Consider the following 17,606-nt stretch of genomic DNA (forward strand, 5'->3'; position numbering starts at 1 on the left):
CTCAACGCCCCAGATAGACGTCAATGACGTCCTGATTTGATGTGACATGGTCCAATGAGCCCTCTGCCAGAACTGAGCCTTCGTGCAGAACTGTGACCTTGCAATTCAGGCGGCGGACGAATTCCATATCATGCTCCACCACAACCACGGCACGGGTTTTGGCAGCCTGCACCAGCAGATCAGTGGTGTGTTCCCGTTCCTGCGGGGTCATCCCGGCGGCAGGTTCATCAACCAGCAACAATCGAGGTTCTTGCGCCAGTAACATCCCAATCTCGAGCCATTGCTTCTGACCATGGCTGAGTTCACCCGATTTACGACTCAGTTCATCCTTAAGGCCGATCTCGGCAGCCAATTCTTCAACCTTCTCCAGATCGGCCGAAGACGGTCGGTAGAACAAGACACCCAGCCAGCCGCGCTTGTTCTTCAACGCCATCAGCAGGTTTTCCTGGACGGTCTGATCCTCGAACACGGTGGGTTTCTGGAATTTCCGCCCGATCCCCGCCTGCGCGATCTTGGCCTCGCTCATACGCAGAAGAGAGACAGATTTCTCACCCCAGATCACCCTGCCCTCATCAGGCCGGGTTTTGCCGGTGACGATATCCATGAAGGTCGTTTTACCTGCCCCGTTTGGTCCGATCACGGCGCGCAGCTCTGCATTGCCGATCTGGAAAGAAAGGTTGTTGATCGCACGGAAGCCGTCGAAGGTGACCGAAACGCCGCTGACCTCTAGCAGAGTACTCATTCCGTGGCCTCCTTTTCGCGCAATGCGCTGTCATCAGGCCCAAGGGCCGCGCCGTGGCGCTGTGGCGCGCGGCGGTTGGTCCAAAGGTCGAACAACCCGCCGATACCCTTGGGGGCGAACAGCGTCACCAGCACGAAGGACACGCCCAGCAGCACCTGCCACCAGTCGACCCATTTGATCGTGTAGAAGCCCAGCGGAATGTCCGGGGCCTGTCCGCCGGTGAACCATGTGCTGAGCAAACTCACAAACGCCGCGCCGATCACCGCGCCATACAGGCGGCCGCGCCCGCCTATGGCGACCCAGACGGCCAGATAGATCGAGGCGATCGGGGCCATTTCCTCGGGGTTGATGATACCCGCTTGCGGGTAATAAAGCGCGCCCGCGATTGCCGCGATGCAGGCGGTCAGGGTGAAGACGGCCAGTTTGTAGACCTCGACCGAGTAGCCAAGGAACCGAACACGCGCCTCGTTATCGCGGATACCACGGATGACCGAGCCAAATTTGCCCGACACGACCCACGCGGCCAGCATGTAGCCCAGCCCCAAGGCCAAAGCCGAGGCCCAGAGGAACCACATCGACACCACATCCTGCGAGGCGGTGACGCCGGGCAGGTTCTGCAGGCCGGACAGGCCATTGTTGCCGCGCAAGCCGCTGTCGTTCTGGAACAGGTACAGGGCCAGCGCCAAAGTCATGGCCTGAGTCAGGATCGACAGGTAGACGCCCGTCACCCGGCTGCGAAACGCGAGCCAACCAAAGATCAGCGCCAGAAGGCCCGGCACCAGCACGACCAGCGCCAGTTGCAGGAACAGGCTGTCCGAAAAGGACCAGATCAGCGGAAATTCGGACGATCCGACAACGCCGAAGATTTGCGTGCCGATGGCGTCCACGACCTCGGACGGGGTGGGCGGGATATCGGCTTGGGACAGTGACTCGACCACGATCAAACGCGTGCGTTCGTACATCAGCCACATGCCGATCATATAGCCGCCCAACCCGAAAAAGGCGAAATGGCCTAGTGAAAGAATGCCCGTGAACCCCCAGACCAAATCCATCGCGACGGCGATCAGGCACAGGCACAGGGTTTTGCCCAACGTCTTGACGAAACTGGTTGAGATCACGCCGATCCCGAACCCTTCGGACAAAACGGTGACGCCCAAAGTGAACAGGGACAGGATGGCCAGAAAGACCAGCACCGAGGGATTCTTGGCGACAAAGCTGCGTTCCATGGCTCAATCCCCCGCCGCGCGGCCTTTGAGGGCGATAATGCCCCTTGGCCGGAACTGGATGAAAATGATGATGAAGATGATCATGTAGGTTTGCGCGGCCAGAGTGTTCGACGGGTTCATCCACTCGATCCCCTTTTGCAGGAAGCCGATCATGCCTGCCCCCGCCAGCGCCCCCCAGATATTGCCGACACCGCCAACAACCACGGTCATGAAGCTTTGCACGATATAGTCGCTGCCCAGATCGGACGTGACCTTGGCGAACAGACCAATCGCGACCCCCGCAATCCCGGCGATGCCCGAGCCCAGCCCGAAGGTCAGCATATTCACCCGCCCCGGGTTGATGCCCATAGACCCAGCCATGCGTGGGTTCTGCGTGACGGCGCGCATCTCAAGCCCCAGCCGCGTGCGTTTCATGATGTAGAGGAACAGCCCCAGAAAGATCATCGCCAGAACGAAGATCGCGATACGGATGTAACTGATCGAGACCACATCGTTCAGCACCCAAGCCCCGTCCAGCCAGCCGGGCGCCGTCAGCGGCCGGGCCTGCGTGCCAAAAATGTTCTTGGCCAGCTGCTGCAGCGCAATCGAGATACCAAACGTCGCAAGAAGCGTCTCCAGCGGGCGGGAATACAGCCAACGGATCACCAGCCGCTCCATCGCGACGCCCATGGCGAAGGTGACCGCAAAGGCCATCGGGATGGCGACGATGATCGACAGCGTATGGTCGGGGATGAACTGCTGCACCACATAGCCGGTGTACGCGCCCATCATGATGAACTCGCCATGGGCCATGTTGATGACGCCCATCACGCCGAAGGTGATGGCAAGACCGATAGCGGCAAGGAAATAGATCGAGGCCAGAGAAATCGCGTCCAGTGTCAGGTCAAGCGTCTGGTTCAGGCCGACCTTCAACTCAATCTTTTCCAGTGCCTGTACCGCGGCGGCGGTCACTTCGGGTGAGGGTTCCGTGTAGGTGTCAAAGAACACATGTTCAGCCAGCGCCGCGTCTATGTCGGCCTCAGTCACCAAGGCGGGAACGACCCCGGCCTCGGCCAAGGCTGCATAAGCCCGAGCGCGAGTAGCATCCGTATTCAGTTGGGCAACCGGAATGTCACCAACACGGCCACCGTCAATATTGGCCGCAAGAGCTGCCCGGATATCATCTGGTGAAATGCGTGGAGGTGCCAGATCGCTGGTCACCAGCAAGTCATACGCCTCATCGCGCGACAATTCACTGGAATCCGGTTCCAAAACGGCGGCGATATTCGCATCAGACGGCAATTCCGACGCTGCCTGTCGTGTCGTGACGATCAAGGGGTTCAACGCCCCACGGACGTCGACACCCAGATCGTCGGACATTTGCTCAATCGCGGCCACGCGCGCGGCGGTATCCTCGTCATACCCAATCGTCAGTAACCGTTCGAGCCACTGTTTCTGAGCCTTCAGATCAGCGTCGGGTTCATCGTCAATTGAGGCGCGCAAAGGGTTCAAAAGAACACCTTCGGGATCACGTGCTATAGATTCTAGTGCGGCCAGTCGTTTTGCGCGATCAGGATCAGTCAGTTGGAACTGCACCAGCGCCGTTCCAATCATCGCGCGGATGCCGCTGTTGGGTTTCAACTGTTTCAGGTCGGATTTCTCGAACGTGCCGACAACCTCTCCGGTGTCGAAATCGGTCAGTTCATAAGACCGCCCCTCACCCTTTTTCCCGGCAAAGAACAGACCATCCGACTTGCGCATCCACATGTCTTTGGCGGCCCATGTCTCAAGCATCACTTGCGCTTGCGGCAACCCGCTGGACGCAATCGCATCGATCGCTGGCCCGATCGTCTTGCGCGAGCTTTTGGCGATGATCTCCTGATGCTCTTGCAGGATCGGTTGCAGACCGGCCTCTTGCGCGTTGGCAGTCAGGCAGGCGCATAGAATTGCGAGGCCCGCAAGGAAAAGTCGTAACATGTGGTGAAACCCGAGGTGTCTTTAGGGCAAGGCGGGCGATAACACCCGCCTTGCGTAAGGTTTAGTAGTTCGACAGGGTCTGAACGCAGGTCTCGGTCTCGGTGTTGTACATACCGCAGCCCAGTTCTTTCCAATCCGACTTCAGAACCGCCGATTCCGGCAGGAAGTCGGTCCAGGCATCGCCCGGTACAACGTCGGTTTCGCTGATGATGTCGAACTGACCGTCTTCCTGAATCTCACCGATCAGAACCGGTTTGGCCAGGTGGTGGTTCGGCAGCATGACAGCAGTACCACCGGTCAGGTTCGGGAATTCCTGGCCGTACATGGCAGCGCGTACATCATCAACTTCGGTCGAGCCCGCAGCAGTGGCCGCGTTCACCCACATGTTGAAGCCGATATAGTGGGCTTCCATTGGGTCGTTGGTCACGCGATCTTCGCCCATGGTGGCTTTCCATGTTTCGACGAATTCTGCGTTGGCATCGGTATCGGCAGACTGGAAGTAGTTCCACGCCGCCAGGTGGCCCACAAGGTTGGTGGTATCCAGACCAGACAGTTCCTCTTCACCGACCGAAAACGCCACAACAGGAATGTCATCAGCCGATACGCCAGCAGCGGCCAGTTCTTTATAGAAGCCGATGTTGGCGTCACCGTTGATGGTCGAGATTACGCCGACTTTTTTACCATCTGCACCCAAGGCGACCACGTCCGCCACGATCTTGGACCAGTCAGAATGACCGAAGGGTGTGTAGTTTACAAAGATATCCTCTTCCGCGATTCCCTTACCCTTCAGGTAGCTTTCGAGAATGTTGTTGGTGGTGCGGGGATAGACATAGTCCGTACCCAGCAGGGCAAACTTTTCAACGCCCAGTTCGTCCAGGAAGTAATCGGTCGCAGGAATTGCCTGCTGGTTCGGTGCAGCACCGGTGTAGAAAACGTTCTTGGACGACTCTTCGCCCTCATACTGAACCGGATAGAACAGCAGGCCGTTCAGCTCTTCGATGACCGGCAGAACCGACTTACGGCTAACGGAGGTCCAGTTGCCAAAGATCACATCCACTTCGTGCACGGTCAGCAGCTCACGCGCTTTTTCCGCAAACAGCGGCCAGTCGGATGCGGGGTCGACCACAACGGCTTCCAGCTGTTTACCCAGCAGCCCGCCTTTGGCGTTTTGCTGGTCGATCAGCATCAGCATCGTGTCTTTCAACGTGGTTTCCGAAATCGCCATGGTGCCCGACAGCGAGTGCAGCACACCGACCTTGATGGTATCTTCTGCCGACAGCGCAGCAGTGGCCATTGCAGCAAATACAACCGATCCGGCGAGCGTGGATTTGAGAGATTTCATGTAGTCCTCCTGGGCGGGGCCGGGAGAGAGGGCTTGCGCTTGTGCGCACTCTTCTTCTACCTGATCCCCGCAACTGTTGTTGCGATCCGTGTGGCGGTTGTGTTCGAGGTCCAATTCGCGCAGCCGTCACACACCCCCGGTAGTTGTTTGCCCGGCAGGCCCCATACGCATTCTGCAACGCGGCAAAATAGGCAAACTGGCGGGCGAAAGATTTGATCACGCTCGCCCCGTTTGCACAATTTTTAACCTAAATGCCGGATGTGTGATTAAAAATTAATCCAATAGGGCTGCTCGGCGCACAAAAGCGACAGGACACAATAGAGTTTCGACATCGCAGCGGTGAAAAAAGCGCCAGACGAAAAACACCCGAAGGCTGCCGCGATTACACACCAATCCCCTATAACGCCCGTGACGCAGGCCGCACCGCCTCGTGCCGAAGGACGAATTGCGCTGAGTGCCAAGCCGCTGGGTAAGCGCAGCGTCATTGAAGGCTTTCGCCAGTCCGGTTCATATAAGTGCCTGTTCCCTCACGGCGCAGACACGCATCTGGATGCGGTGCTGCTGAACACGGCCGGGGGCGTGACCGGCGGCGATCGTTTCCTGTTTTCAGGCAAGGCGGCCTCGGGCACTACGATGACGCTGACCACGCAGGCGTGCGAGCGCGCCTATAAAGCCCAACCGGGGCAAACGGGTCGGATAAGGAACACGGTGACGGTTGAACCAAATGCACGCGTTAACTGGTTGCCGCAAGAAACGATACTTTTTAACGGCAGCGCCTTAGATCGGCGCCTGATCATCAACCTTGCGCCAAAGGCTTCGGCTTTGATGGTAGAGCCTTTGGTATTTGGCCGCCCTGCTATGGGCGAGGTCCTGACAGATATTCACCTGCAAGACAGGATCGAGATTCGGCGCTCGGACACGCCGATCTTCATTGATGCTTTGTCTTTCGAAGGCGATTTGAACGCGCATTTGTCACGACCCACGATTGCAAATGGCGCGGGGGCGATGGCGCTGATCGTCTTTGCGTCGCCAACAGCCGAAGGGCAGTTGGATCCGATCCGTAAACTGTTGCCGACAACAGGCGGCGCAAGCCTGCTGCATGACGACCTGCTGGTTATCCGCTTGCTGGCAGATGACAGCTTTACCCTTCGCCGCACTTTGATGCCGATCCTGCGGCGGCTGAACAACGATACCCTCCCACGATGCTGGATGCTCTGACATGAATTTGACGCCCCGAGAAAAAGACAAACTGCTGGTCGCCATGGCCGCCGAGGTCGCCCGTAAACGGCTGGCCAGAGGCGTCAGGCTAAACCACCCCGAGGCAATCGCCCTGATCACCGACGCCGTGGTCGAAGGCGCCCGCGACGGGCGGTCCGTCGCCGACATGATGCAGGCCGGAGCCGAAGTGATCACTCGCGATCAATGCATGGAGGGCGTGCCCGAGATGATCCACGAGGTTCAGGTCGAAGCCACCTTTCCCGATGGCACCAAGCTGGTGACCGTTCACAACCCCATTCGCTGACAAAAGGAACCAAATATGACCCGTATGCTTTTCCCCGCCCTGATCCTTGCAGGCCCCGCCGCAGCGCATAATGACACACATGTTCACGCGCATGGGTCAGACTATGCCACGTTGGGCGTTGGTCTTGCCGTCGTTGCGCTGGCTGCTTTGGCACTGATGGTGAAGCTGAACAAATGATCCCCGGAGAGCTCTTCCCGGCGGACGGTGAAATCACCCTGAACGCCGATGCCGAGGCGATCACCCTTATGGTCGCCAATACCGGAGACCGCCCGGTTCAGGTCGGCTCGCACTATCACTTTGCGGAAACCAATCCGGCGCTTGAATTTGATCGGGCCGCTGCGCATGGCCTGCGTCTGGACATCGCGCCGGGCACTGCAGTGCGGTTTGAGCCGGGACAAAAACGCGAAGTCACACTGATCCCCATTGGCGGCGGACGCCAGATCTACGGGTTCAATCAAAAGGTAATGGGGGCGCTCTGATGCCAGCAACGATAAAACGGTCCGATTACGCAGCGATGTTCGGCCCCACCACTGGTGACAAGCTGCGTCTGGCTGATACCGATCTGGTGATCGAGGTTGAACGCGATTTGTCCGCCGAGCGCGCGGGCGCAGCCGCGACCGGCGGAACCGGAGACAATGCTCTTTTATATGGTGAAGAGGTCAAGTTCGGCGGCGGCAAGGTGATCCGCGACGGGATGGGGCAGTCTCAGGTTACACGCGCCGCGGGGGCCGTGGATACCGTCATCACCAACGCGCTGATCGTTGATCACTCGGGTATCTACAAGGCGGATGTGGGCCTGAAAGACGGGCGTATTGCCAAGATCGGTAAGGCCGGAAACCCCGACACGCAACCCGGCGTCGACATCATCATCGGCCCCGGCACAGAGGCTATCGCAGGCGAAGGGCGCATCCTGACCGCAGGCGGATTCGACAGCCATATCCACTTTATCTGCCCCCAACAGATCGAGGATGCGCTGCATTCCGGGCTGACCACCATGCTGGGCGGCGGCACCGGCCCCGCGCATGGCACCTTGGCGACCACCTGCACGCCCGGCCCCTGGCATATCGGGCGCATGTTGCAGGCGGCTGATGCCTTTCCGATGAATCTGGCTTTTGCAGGTAAGGGCAACGCCTCGCTGCCCGCCGCGCTGGAGGAGCAGGTCAAAGCCGGGGCCTGCGCCCTGAAGCTGCACGAAGATTGGGGCACGACCCCTGCCGCCATCGACTGCTGCCTATCAGTCGCGGATGCGATGGACGTGCAGGTGATGATCCACACCGACACGCTGAACGAGTCCGGTTTCGTAGAAAACACCGTGGCAGCCATGAAGGGCCGGACGATCCACGCATTCCATACCGAGGGCGCAGGCGGCGGTCACGCCCCGGATATCATCAAGATCTGTGGTGAGAACCACGTTCTGCCCTCGTCCACCAATCCGACGCGACCTTTTACCGTAAACACGGTCGAAGAGCATCTGGACATGCTGATGGTGTGCCACCACCTCGACAAGTCCATTCCCGAAGACGTGGCCTTTGCTGAAAGCCGCATCCGTCGCGAGACCATCGCGGCCGAGGATATTCTGCATGACATGGGCGCGTTCTCGATCATCGCCTCGGATAGTCAGGCCATGGGTCGAGTCGGAGAGGTTCTGATCCGTACATGGCAGACCGCCGATAAGATGAAGAAGCAACGCGGTCGACTGCCCGAAGAAACAGGTGATAACGACAACCTGCGTGTACGCCGCTATATCGCCAAGTACACGATCAACCCTGCCATCGCGCATGGCCTGAGCCATGAGATTGGCAGTATCGAAGAAGGCAAACGCGCCGACCTTGTTCTGTGGAACCCAGCCTTCTTCGGTGTAAAGCCCGAGATGGTTCTGCTGGGCGGCACAATTGCCTGCGCTCAGATGGGCGATCCCAATGCTTCAATCCCGACGCCGCAGCCGGTCTATAGTCGCCCGATGTTCGGGGCCTACGGGCGCTCGGTCGAAAATTCGGCCATCACCTTTGTTTCCGCAGCGGCCCAAGCAGATGGGATCGGCGACAGCCTCGGCTTGGCGAAACAGACAGTCGCTGTGCAGAACACGCGCAATATCGGTAAGCGTGATCTGCTGCTGAACGATGCCACACCCGAGGTCGAGGTTGATCCCGAAACCTATGAAGTGCGCGCAGACGGAGAGTTATTGACCTGCCAGCCTGCCGAGGTCCTGCCGATGGCACAGCGCTATTTTATGTTCTGACCAAAAAGGGGCCGCGTTGCAGCATAGGCAGCGCGGTCATGACCGAAGACACACTAGTTAATGAGGCCAGCATGAAATTTACTAAAGAGCATGAGCGGACCAGCGTCTCAGAGGGTCCAAATGGCACATTCTGCGACAACACCACAGGCGCGTTCTTCGTTAGCCGCACTGATCGCATGGCACGGCCAGTCAGTCTTTTGCGCACTCACTCGAATAGCCGAAGCACAATCGAAGGTTCAGAAAATCGTCGACCTGTAATCGCTAGGCAACGAGGAACTGCGCAAACGCTGCCTCACACACGATTGGATCGTAAACTGCGTTTTCGCGAACTCAGTCTGGCTCCGACCGGGTCCGCCGCAGGGGGGCTATACTGATGAATGCCCTGCTGTGTACGGCCCGCCAGTATCACGATCACACCCATGGTGAACCTGCCGACCTCTTATCGCTGACCTATGAGGATCGCTTTCTGCGGCGCAAGGTCCTGACATGCGAAAGCGGTGAGCAAATTCTGATCGACCTTTCGAAGACAACCTCACTGGACCATGGTGGCGCGCTGATCCTTGATGACGGTCGGGAAGTTGGAATACAGGCCGCGCCGGAAGCGCTGCTTGAGATTACTGCGCCCGACCTAACCCGCATCGCGTGGCATGTAGGCAACCGACATACACCCTGTCAGGTAGGGTCGGACCGGCTGCTGATACAGGTCGACCATGTCATCCGTGACATGCTTTTGAAACTCGGCGCGACAGTGCGCGAAGTGCGCGAGCCCTTTACGCCCGAAGGTGGTGCCTATGGTCATGGCAGGACGCATGGTCACGCCCACTGACGCCGATATCCTGACGCTGACGCAGTGGCTGTCGCCTGCCTATCCGGTTGGCGGCTTCGCCTATTCTCATGGGCTGGAATGGTCTATCGAGTCCGGCCGCGTGCGCAATGTAAAAGATACAGGCGATTGGATTTCAGACGTCCTGACGCACGGCACAGGCCGAAACGACTGCATCTTTCTGATTGCCGCATACAACGCGGACACACCCCAAGACTTGTGTGATGTTGACCAACGCGCGCGTGCGTTTTGCGCCTCGGCTGAACGGCTGCTTGAGACCCGCCTGTTGGGCGAGGCCTTTGGCAACGTAACGGCCGGGATTTGGGAACTGGACGTGCAATCCTTGACCTATCCGGTTGCCTTGGGACACGCTGCGAAACTACAAAACCTACCCCTAGGGTTGACCGCGCAGATGTATCTTCAGGCATTCATGTCAAACCTCGTCGCTTGCGCAACGCGCCTTGTGCCTCTGGGCCAAACCGAAGGACAGCGTTTGATCCGCGATCTGACGCCTCTTTGCCAACAAATCGCGAGCGATGCTTTAGACGCTGATCCCGATGATCTTGGATCGACCGCCTTTATTTCCGACATCGCGTCGATGAAACACGAAACTCAATATTCAAGGATGTTCCGAACATGAGCAGCATGAACGGCCCTCTGCGCGTGGGCATCGGTGGCCCTGTTGGCGCGGGCAAAACCACTTTGACCGCCGCCCTGTCCGAAGCTTTGCGCGACAAACTATCGATCGGTGTCATCACCAATGACATCTACACGCGCGAAGACGCCGAAGCCCTGATGCGCATGCAGATTCTTCCGCAAGATCGCATTATTGGCGTCGAAACGGGGGGATGTCCTCACACAGCAATCCGCGAGGACGCCTCGATCAATCTGGCCGCGGTTGCTGAGATGCAATCCCGCCACCCCGAGATTGATGTCGTGCTGATCGAAAGCGGCGGCGACAATCTGTCTGCCACTTTCAGCCCGGAATTGGCGGATGTGACCTTGTACGTGATCGACGTGGCTGCGGGCGAGGAAATACCCCGTAAAGGTGGCCCAGCGATCACGAAATCGGACATCCTGATCATCAACAAAACAGACCTCGCGCCATATGTCGGAGCGTCGCTTGAAGTCATGGATCGCGATGCAACGCGAATGCGCAATGGCCGACCGTTCGTCTTTACATCTTTGAAAAGCAGGAACGGCGTCGATGAGATCGTCGATCTATTGGCGAAAATCGGCGGCCTGTCTTTTTCATCAGAGGCCGAGGACGCAGCTCGCGTCGCACAAGACGCGTAAATCCAGCCATTGCATGCAGACAGCCAACGCCGTGAAAACAACGGAGCTGGCACTGCTCTTCTTCGATCGCTTTTAAGGGAAATCCGAGTGTCGCTGCCTTAAGGGTGCAAGTTCGGATGGTCGCGTGCTTGATTAGGTTTGGGCCTTAACAGTCACCGCGCCGAAATCCGACACCTCTGTTTCGACGCCCACATAATAAGCTTTTAAAGCTCCACTGTCATTTAAATAGAGACAATGCGTCAAAAAATGAAAAATTGATCCCATTTACGTAACAGGTTTGTAAATTTTTCTTGACGTATTTGTAAAATTACTCAGACTTAATAGTCAATTTTAGTGTTCTCCAACCAACGAGAATGGCGCCCGGGACACGCAAAGACGCTGAAGTAAAAGACATTAGTCATTTCCAAACCCCAGTGGCAGCGGTCGTAGTGTTCGCAGCTAGTGCTGGGAAACAACGTTCAAGCTGAAGAAAAAAAATTGACCCATAGCACAGACCAAAGACTTACATCGGCCAACTTGAGCCTTCTTCCTGAAGAAAGACCTCGTATTTTCTTGTTGGTCAGCTTGTTGGCAATCGTCTCCTGTATTGCACTATCCCAAACCTTTTTCCCGAACCTTGGGCCCTCGCAGGAAAAAATCAACTCACCCATCGAAGCACAGCGTTGGCTTGCGCGCGTCACTCTGTTCGAGATCGCTTTCTTACGTGGACTTTTATTGACGGTCGGCATTGCCTCTGCGCTGATCTGGATAAAATGGGAAGCTGTTTCTAACTCGCGCTTCGTAGCGGTTGTAAGCGCACGCGAGCCATACCCACTGGTCGAAGAGGGCCGGTTTAACGGGTCTTTCAAGATTATGATGGCCCTTACTGCATTTCTGATGCTGATCACGGGCCTAGGGTCTGTCTACCCTGTGCTGCTGCCGGAAATAGTCGTGATCGAAGATGGGTTGATTGAATACTTTACGGCTTTCCTGTTCGTTCCCTGTTCGATCATCGCCTTTGTGCTTGCACGCCGTGAACCCGTCCGCATGAGGAAAACAATCCTCTATATCCTGGCGATCGGTTTTTTCTTTTGCTTCGGAGAAGAACTAAGTTGGGGTCAGCGCATTTTCGACTTTTCGACCCCAGACACTTTGATGGCTGCGAACGCACAAGGCGAAGTCAACCTGCACAACTCGTTCGGCTATGCGGCCGACCACCTTTTCCGAGCCTTGGTACTACTTTATGGAGTACTAATCCCCGTGCTTGCATACCGAAGCGCGTTCATGCACAGGCTCTTTGACTATACTGGCATACCAATTGCATCTATTGGGTTAGCGATCGGTTTTTTTGTGGCGTCGCTGATTCAAGATGTTTCGGTATACCAGATTCTGCCTGAGACTTATCTACGCCAAGCTGAAGTTCGTGAGCTGATATGCGCCGTGGGTTTTCTGCTGCTGATGCTCGAAACGCGCCAGTTACAGGCTAGTGTCGCCGCATCTCGGAAAGACTAATTGCAGTTCATCTAATCTCATTTGAATTCTCGCGCCTCTCCTAAACAGCAGAGCGGGTGCAAGCCGCTGCGGTCGAAGCGAATATTCTGACCGAAAGAGCAGCGCCATCCTTTAGACGCTAATGGCAGGTCGACTTGAATTGCTAACACCCATCAGGCTTTGCCAAGCGTCAAATTGTGACAAGTAGACATACCCATTCAGCTGCTCCAGAAAGTGCGAGCGCTTCAGCCTGTCCATAACTGGGCCTTTGACCTCGGAAAGGTGCAAACCGACCCCCATATCAATCAGCCGCCGGTTTACGGCTTCAAGGCTTTCGAGGGCGGAAAAATCCACCTCATTCACGGCAGAGCACATTAGTACGACGTTCTGCACGCCGTCTCCGTCGGTGACTCTTTTTTGGATCAGATCCTCAAGAAAACGCGCATTTACAAAGTACAGGCTTTCATCGACGCGCAATGTCACAAGCGACGGATCCGTTTCCACTTGATGTCGAAGAATGTTTCTAAAATGCTGCGTTCCGCTCACAAGACCCACTTCGGCAACATGTGGGCGCGACGTCTTGTACAGGTGCAAAAGAACCGAAATCGCCACGCCCGAGGCAACCCCCACTTCGACCCCCAATCCAAGCGTCAGAAAGATTGTTGCAGCAACAGCGGTAAAATCTGCCCGCGAATAGCCCCAAGTCTTTTTCAGGATCGACAAATCGACAAGACTTAGGACAGCGACAATGATCGTTGCCGCAAGTGTCGCCTTGGGCAGAAAGTAGACCAATGGCGTCAGCGCTACTGCCGCGATCGCCAGTCCGACCGCCGTAAAGCCCCCGGCAGCCGGTGTCTCGGCCCCGGCGTCATAGTTCACGACCGATCTGGAGAACCCGCCCGTGACGGGATATCCACCTGTGAAAGCCGCACCCAGATTTGCGGCACCCAGCCCAATCAGCTCCTGATCGGGGTCGATACGCTGACGTTTCTTGGCAGCCAGCGTCTGAGCAACCGAGACGCTTTCGACAAAACCGATGATGGAAATCAGGATGGCGGGAACTGCAAGTGCTTGCAGCAACTCAATCGAAAAACCCGGCATAGTCAGCGGCGGCAGGCTTTGCGGCACCGAACCAACGATCTGCACGCCATGATCTGCAAGGCCGAACCACCAGACGCAAGTGGTCGTCGCAACGACGGCTGCGACTGGTCCAGCTTTGGTCAGGATGTCGGCTGCAATCGGAGCAATGCCCAGCGCATTCAGCAATGGCCTCAGGTGTTTACGGGCCAAAAACAGAAATCCAGTCGCTGCGATACCAATTGCAACCGTAATCCAATTGGTTTCGGGAAGATGCTGCGCAAGTGATCCCAACATTTCAGGCAAAGTGTGCCCATGCGCAGAAACGCCCAGGATATGTTTGAGCTGGCTGGTCGCGATCAGAAGGCCAGAGGCAGTGATAAACCCGGCAATCACCGGGTGGCTTAGGAAATTGGCCAGAAAGCCCAGCCTCAACACGCCCATCAGAACAAGAAACGCCCCAGACAAAAAAGCCAGTGTCAGGGCCGCCACCGCGTAGCCGACCGTACCCTGCTCTGCCACCTGCCCGATGGCTGTCGCTGTCAACAAGGATACGACAGCGACCGGGCCGACCGCCAGCGCCCGGCTAGAGCCGAAGATCGAATAGAGTATGATTGGCACAATCGACGCGTAGATCCCGGCCTCGGGCGGCAACCCCGCCAATAGCGCATACGCCAGCGATTGTGGGATCAACATGATGGTCACGATCAACGCCGCGACAAGATCATTTGAAAAAGCACCGCGCGTATAGGTGCGGCCCCAGTCCAAAACCGGGACATACCGGCGAAGTCGTTCGTTCATATGCCTCTTCCAGTGATCCAAGCGGGCCGTCCGACAGCACGGCCCGCATTGGCAGGTATTCCATTATTCGGGTGCGACCTTCAGTTTTTCGGGCCGCGCCATCCACTCTTTGCCGCGTAGCATGGCCTTCCAGTAGATCGGCGGCAGTAAGCTTTCCTTAAGGAACCACGCCATGCGACTGGGCTTGGTGCCGTCAATAACGAAACGGGGAAAGCTTGGCTTCAGCGCGCCGCCATAGCCGAATTCAGCCAAAACGATTTTGCCGCGTTCAACCGTCAATGGGCATGACCCATAGCCGTCATATTGCGCCACTGCTGACCGTCCCGCGATATCCGCCACGATGTTATCAGCAACCGTTGGGGCCTGTTTGCGCGCAGCCGCAGCCGTTTTGGCGTTGGGCGCATTCATCACATCCCCAAGGGACCAGACGTTTTCATAACTTTTGTGGCGCAGCGTTGCCTGATCAACGTCGATCCAACCTGCAGCATCCGCAAGTGGCGAAACACGCACGAAATCCGGTGCCGTCTGGGGCGGACATACATGGATCATGTCGAACTCGACTTCGACCGTTGTGGGATCGCTTTCAGGTTTGGCTACTTGGAAAACAGCGGTTTTGGCCGGGCCGTCTATGGACACCAGATTGTGGAAGTAGTTCAGGGTCGCGTCGTATTTCTCGATATACTCCTGCAGAGCGGGAACATAGTCCTTAACCCCGAACAACACTCCGCCCGCATTCATGAACTGAATGTCGATATCTTTCAGGACACCCCGCCGGAACCAAGAGTCGCCAGACAGGTACATCGCTTTTTGCGGAGCGCCTGCGCATTTGATCGGCATCGGAGGTTGCGTAAAGACAGCACGACCCTTGCGCATCCGCTGAACCAATTGCCAAGTGTATGGCGCGAGGTCATAGCGGTAATTAGATGTCACCCCGTTCCGGCCCAGCGTTTCTTCCAGCCCCTCAACTTTGCCCCAATCCAGTTTAAGGCCCGGGCAGACGACCAAACGGTCATACTTGACGACCCGGCACCCATCCAACACGACCGCGTTGTTCTTGGGCTCAAACGCGGCAACCGCGGCCTTGATCCAGTGTACGCCTTTGGGGATCAGGCTTCCCATGGTTTTTGCTGTGGTCTGCGCGTCAAAGATACCGCCACCAACCATTGTCCAGCCGGGCTGATAATAATGGATATCCGCTGGGTCGATCACCGCAACGTCCAGATCGGGCTGACGCGACTTAAGGCTGGCCGCAACCGAAATGCCGCCTGCCCCCGCACCAACAATCACCACCTGAAAATGCGCGTCCCCGGAATCTGTCGGAGTTTTGCCGCCATTTGCAATCCGCCGGGCAACACCGTTCATGTCGTACCCGGCCTCTTTGGTGGCCATGAGGATCTTGGACATGGGGCGTTTGGGTGCCTCGTGAAACGACCAAAGCGTGGCCGACCGCGTCCCGGTGCGGCAATAGGCCAGGACCGGACGCTGCACCTCTTCCAGCGCATCAGCAAAGGCTTTGACGTCCTGATCCTTCACCAGTCCGGCCTTAACCGGCACGTACCGCGCCTCGATCCCGGCTGCCTCAGCCGCGGCAGCGATTTCCTTGAACGAAGGTTGATCAGCGCCCTCTCCGTCAGGGCGATTGCAGATGATGGCGCGATATCCCTGCGCCGCGATTTCCTTTACGTCATCAATCGCGATCTGCGGGCTGACGGCGAATTTGTTTGTAATTGCGCGAAGTTCCATGAGTCTCCTCCCTGTTGCTGCTCAAAGACCGTTCACCGGCACTTTCAACATCGGGTTTCCGTCAGGGTCCTTCGGCACCTCACCGGCACGCATGTTTACCTGCAGTGAAGGAATGATGAGGTTGGGCATCGACAGCGTCGCATCACGTTCCGTGCGGAACTTAACAAAGTCTTCCTTGGACTTGCCGCCGCCGACATGGATGTTGGCTGCCTTTTCCTCGGCAACGCTGGTTTCCCATGCGATCGCGCGCCCATTGGGCCCATAGTCATGGCACATGAACAAACGGGTTTGGTCGGGCAGCGATAGCACCTTTTGGATCGAGTCGTACAAAACCCCGGCATCCCCGCCCGGAAAGTCGGCGCGCGCCGAGCCTCCATCCGGCATGAACAGCGTATCCCCGACAAAGGCCGCATCGCCCATGACATGCACCATACATGCAGGGGTATGCCCAGGCGTGTACATTGCAAAGGCCCGCATATTTCCGACCATGTAGGTGTCGCCGTCTTCGAACAACGCATCGAACTGCGACCCGTCGCGTTGAAACTCGGTCCCTTCGTTAAAGACCTTGCCGAACGTGTCCTGCACAACGGTTATTTTTGAACCAACGCCGATTTTGCCACCCAGTTTCTGCTGAATGTAGGGCGCGGCAGACAGGTGATCTGCGTGGACATGCGTTTCGATGATCCACTCGAGCTTTAGGTCTTTCTCCTGAATGACCCGGATCAATTCGTCGGCGTGATCAAAAGTGATGCGTCCGGCCGCATAGTCGATGTCCATAACGCTGTCGACAATTGCGCAGGCGTCCGAGGTTGGGTCTTTGACGATATAGCTGATCGTATTGGTTGCTTCGTCGAAAAACGCGAAAACGTCTGGTTTAACGCTTAGGTCAACGGGATAGGTCGTCATGTCAGTCTCCTCCGAATAGTCATCAGGTATTGGCCCGAACGCCGGGCAGTGTTGCGGATTGCAGGGTGCGGGCGATGGTAATACCCGCGATAAGGGCGCCTACGAATGCGAAGACTTCCCATCTGCCAGTGCCCAGCGCCGGCAGTGCACCACCGGGGCAGAACCCTGCGATGCCCCAACCGATGCCAAACAGGGCCGAACCGCCAACCAGTTTCGCGTCGATCTCTTGGGCTGATGGCAGATGGAAGCCCCTTGCCAAGACAGGTGTTTTGCGACCCAGAACCAGCTTGTAGCCGATGAAAGTGGTCACCAAGGCACCGCCCATGACAAAGATCAACGAGGGGTCCCAAGCTCCAAAAACGTCAAAGAAATTCAGAACCTTGGCAGGGTTCGACATCCCCGATATCGAAATGCCGATGCCAAAGATCAGCCCCACCAGATAAGTTGCGACAAGCCTCATTTC

General features: G+C 57.1%; 17 protein-coding genes. 9 read left to right on the forward strand and 8 right to left on the reverse strand.

All coding sequences use genetic code 11. The features are described 5' to 3' along the window. Position 1: 1 nt before the first annotated feature. The 4 genes from urtD to urtA all read right to left on the reverse strand — a co-directional run bounded on the left by urtD (position 2) and on the right by urtA (position 5,266). Entirely contained in the window at positions 2–742 is a 741-nt protein-coding gene (gene urtD, locus ACR0BD_RS18385) for an urea ABC transporter ATP-binding protein UrtD (protein ID WP_480699630.1), read from the reverse strand. Then, positions 739–1,968: an urea ABC transporter permease subunit UrtC gene (gene urtC, locus ACR0BD_RS18390; RefSeq protein WP_480832632.1), complete on the reverse strand. Its 1,230-nt coding sequence runs from the start codon at positions 1,966–1,968 to the stop codon at positions 739–741. Before urtC ends, urtD begins: the two co-directional genes overlap by 4 nt. A 3-nt stretch (positions 1,969–1,971) precedes the next feature. Next, positions 1,972–3,924, reverse strand: a complete 1,953-nt coding sequence (urtB, locus tag ACR0BD_RS18395) for an urea ABC transporter permease subunit UrtB (protein WP_480832634.1) — start codon at positions 3,922–3,924, stop codon at positions 1,972–1,974. Between the two features lie 61 nt (positions 3,925–3,985). Further along, positions 3,986–5,266: an urea ABC transporter substrate-binding protein gene (gene urtA, locus ACR0BD_RS18400; protein WP_480699636.1), complete on the reverse strand. Its 1,281-nt coding sequence runs from the start codon at positions 5,264–5,266 to the stop codon at positions 3,986–3,988. Between the two features lie 408 nt (positions 5,267–5,674). On the opposite strand from urtA, the gene ACR0BD_RS18405 reads away from it, so the two are divergent. The 9 genes from ACR0BD_RS18405 to ACR0BD_RS18445 all read left to right on the forward strand — a co-directional run bounded on the left by ACR0BD_RS18405 (position 5,675) and on the right by ACR0BD_RS18445 (position 12,637). Continuing rightward, positions 5,675–6,484: an urease accessory protein UreD gene (locus ACR0BD_RS18405; protein WP_480832636.1), complete on the forward strand. Its 810-nt coding sequence runs from the start codon at positions 5,675–5,677 to the stop codon at positions 6,482–6,484. Position 6,485: 1 nt separating this feature from the next. Then, a complete protein-coding gene (locus tag ACR0BD_RS18410; RefSeq protein WP_170655068.1) occupies positions 6,486–6,788 on the forward strand; it encodes an urease subunit gamma in 303 nt (100 codons plus the stop codon). Positions 6,789–6,803: 15 nt separating this feature from the next. Next, a complete protein-coding gene (locus tag ACR0BD_RS18415; protein ID WP_480699640.1) occupies positions 6,804–6,965 on the forward strand; it encodes a peptidase M23 in 162 nt (53 codons plus the stop codon). Next, a complete protein-coding gene (locus ACR0BD_RS18420) occupies positions 6,962–7,267 on the forward strand; it encodes an urease subunit beta (RefSeq protein WP_480832639.1) in 306 nt (101 codons plus the stop codon). The genes ACR0BD_RS18415 and ACR0BD_RS18420 overlap by 4 nt, the downstream gene beginning before the upstream one ends. After that, positions 7,267–9,027: an urease subunit alpha gene (gene ureC / locus ACR0BD_RS18425; RefSeq protein WP_480832641.1), complete on the forward strand. Its 1,761-nt coding sequence runs from the start codon at positions 7,267–7,269 to the stop codon at positions 9,025–9,027. Before ACR0BD_RS18420 ends, ureC begins: the two co-directional genes overlap by 1 nt. 373 nt (positions 9,028–9,400) lie before the next feature. Further along, the gene (locus ACR0BD_RS18430; RefSeq protein ID WP_480699646.1) at positions 9,401–9,853 is read left to right on the forward strand and encodes an urease accessory protein UreE; all 453 of its coding nucleotides are present in this window, start codon (positions 9,401–9,403) and stop codon (positions 9,851–9,853) included. Further along, entirely contained in the window at positions 9,825–10,490 is a 666-nt protein-coding gene (locus ACR0BD_RS18435; RefSeq protein ID WP_480832670.1) for an urease accessory protein UreF, read from the forward strand. Before ACR0BD_RS18430 ends, ACR0BD_RS18435 begins: the two co-directional genes overlap by 29 nt. Further along, positions 10,487–11,146, forward strand: a complete 660-nt coding sequence (ureG, locus tag ACR0BD_RS18440; RefSeq protein WP_480832642.1) for an urease accessory protein UreG — start codon at positions 10,487–10,489, stop codon at positions 11,144–11,146. Before ACR0BD_RS18435 ends, ureG begins: the two co-directional genes overlap by 4 nt. A gap of 564 nt (positions 11,147–11,710) precedes the next feature. Further along, positions 11,711–12,637, forward strand: a complete 927-nt coding sequence (locus ACR0BD_RS18445; protein WP_480832644.1) for a hypothetical protein — start codon at positions 11,711–11,713, stop codon at positions 12,635–12,637. Positions 12,638–12,748: 111 nt separating this feature from the next. On the opposite strand, the gene ACR0BD_RS18450 is transcribed toward ACR0BD_RS18445, so the two are convergent. The 4 genes from ACR0BD_RS18450 to ACR0BD_RS18465 form a co-directional block, all read right to left on the reverse strand. Next, a complete protein-coding gene (locus tag ACR0BD_RS18450) occupies positions 12,749–14,494 on the reverse strand; it encodes a SulP family inorganic anion transporter (protein WP_480832645.1) in 1,746 nt (581 codons plus the stop codon). Positions 14,495–14,557: 63 nt separating this feature from the next. Then, complete coding sequence (locus tag ACR0BD_RS18455) at positions 14,558–16,237, reverse strand: bifunctional protein tyrosine phosphatase family protein/NAD(P)/FAD-dependent oxidoreductase (RefSeq protein WP_480832646.1); 1,680 nt, start codon at positions 16,235–16,237, stop codon at positions 14,558–14,560. Positions 16,238–16,258: 21 nt separating this feature from the next. Next, entirely contained in the window at positions 16,259–17,143 is an 885-nt protein-coding gene (locus tag ACR0BD_RS18460; RefSeq protein WP_480832649.1) for an MBL fold metallo-hydrolase, read from the reverse strand. 22 nt (positions 17,144–17,165) lie between these two features. Next, positions 17,166–17,603: a DUF6691 family protein gene (locus ACR0BD_RS18465; protein ID WP_480832651.1), complete on the reverse strand. Its 438-nt coding sequence runs from the start codon at positions 17,601–17,603 to the stop codon at positions 17,166–17,168. Between the last annotated feature and the right edge of the window lie 3 nt (positions 17,604–17,606).

The sequence above is a fragment of the Ruegeria sp. G5 genome (assembly GCF_056533365.1).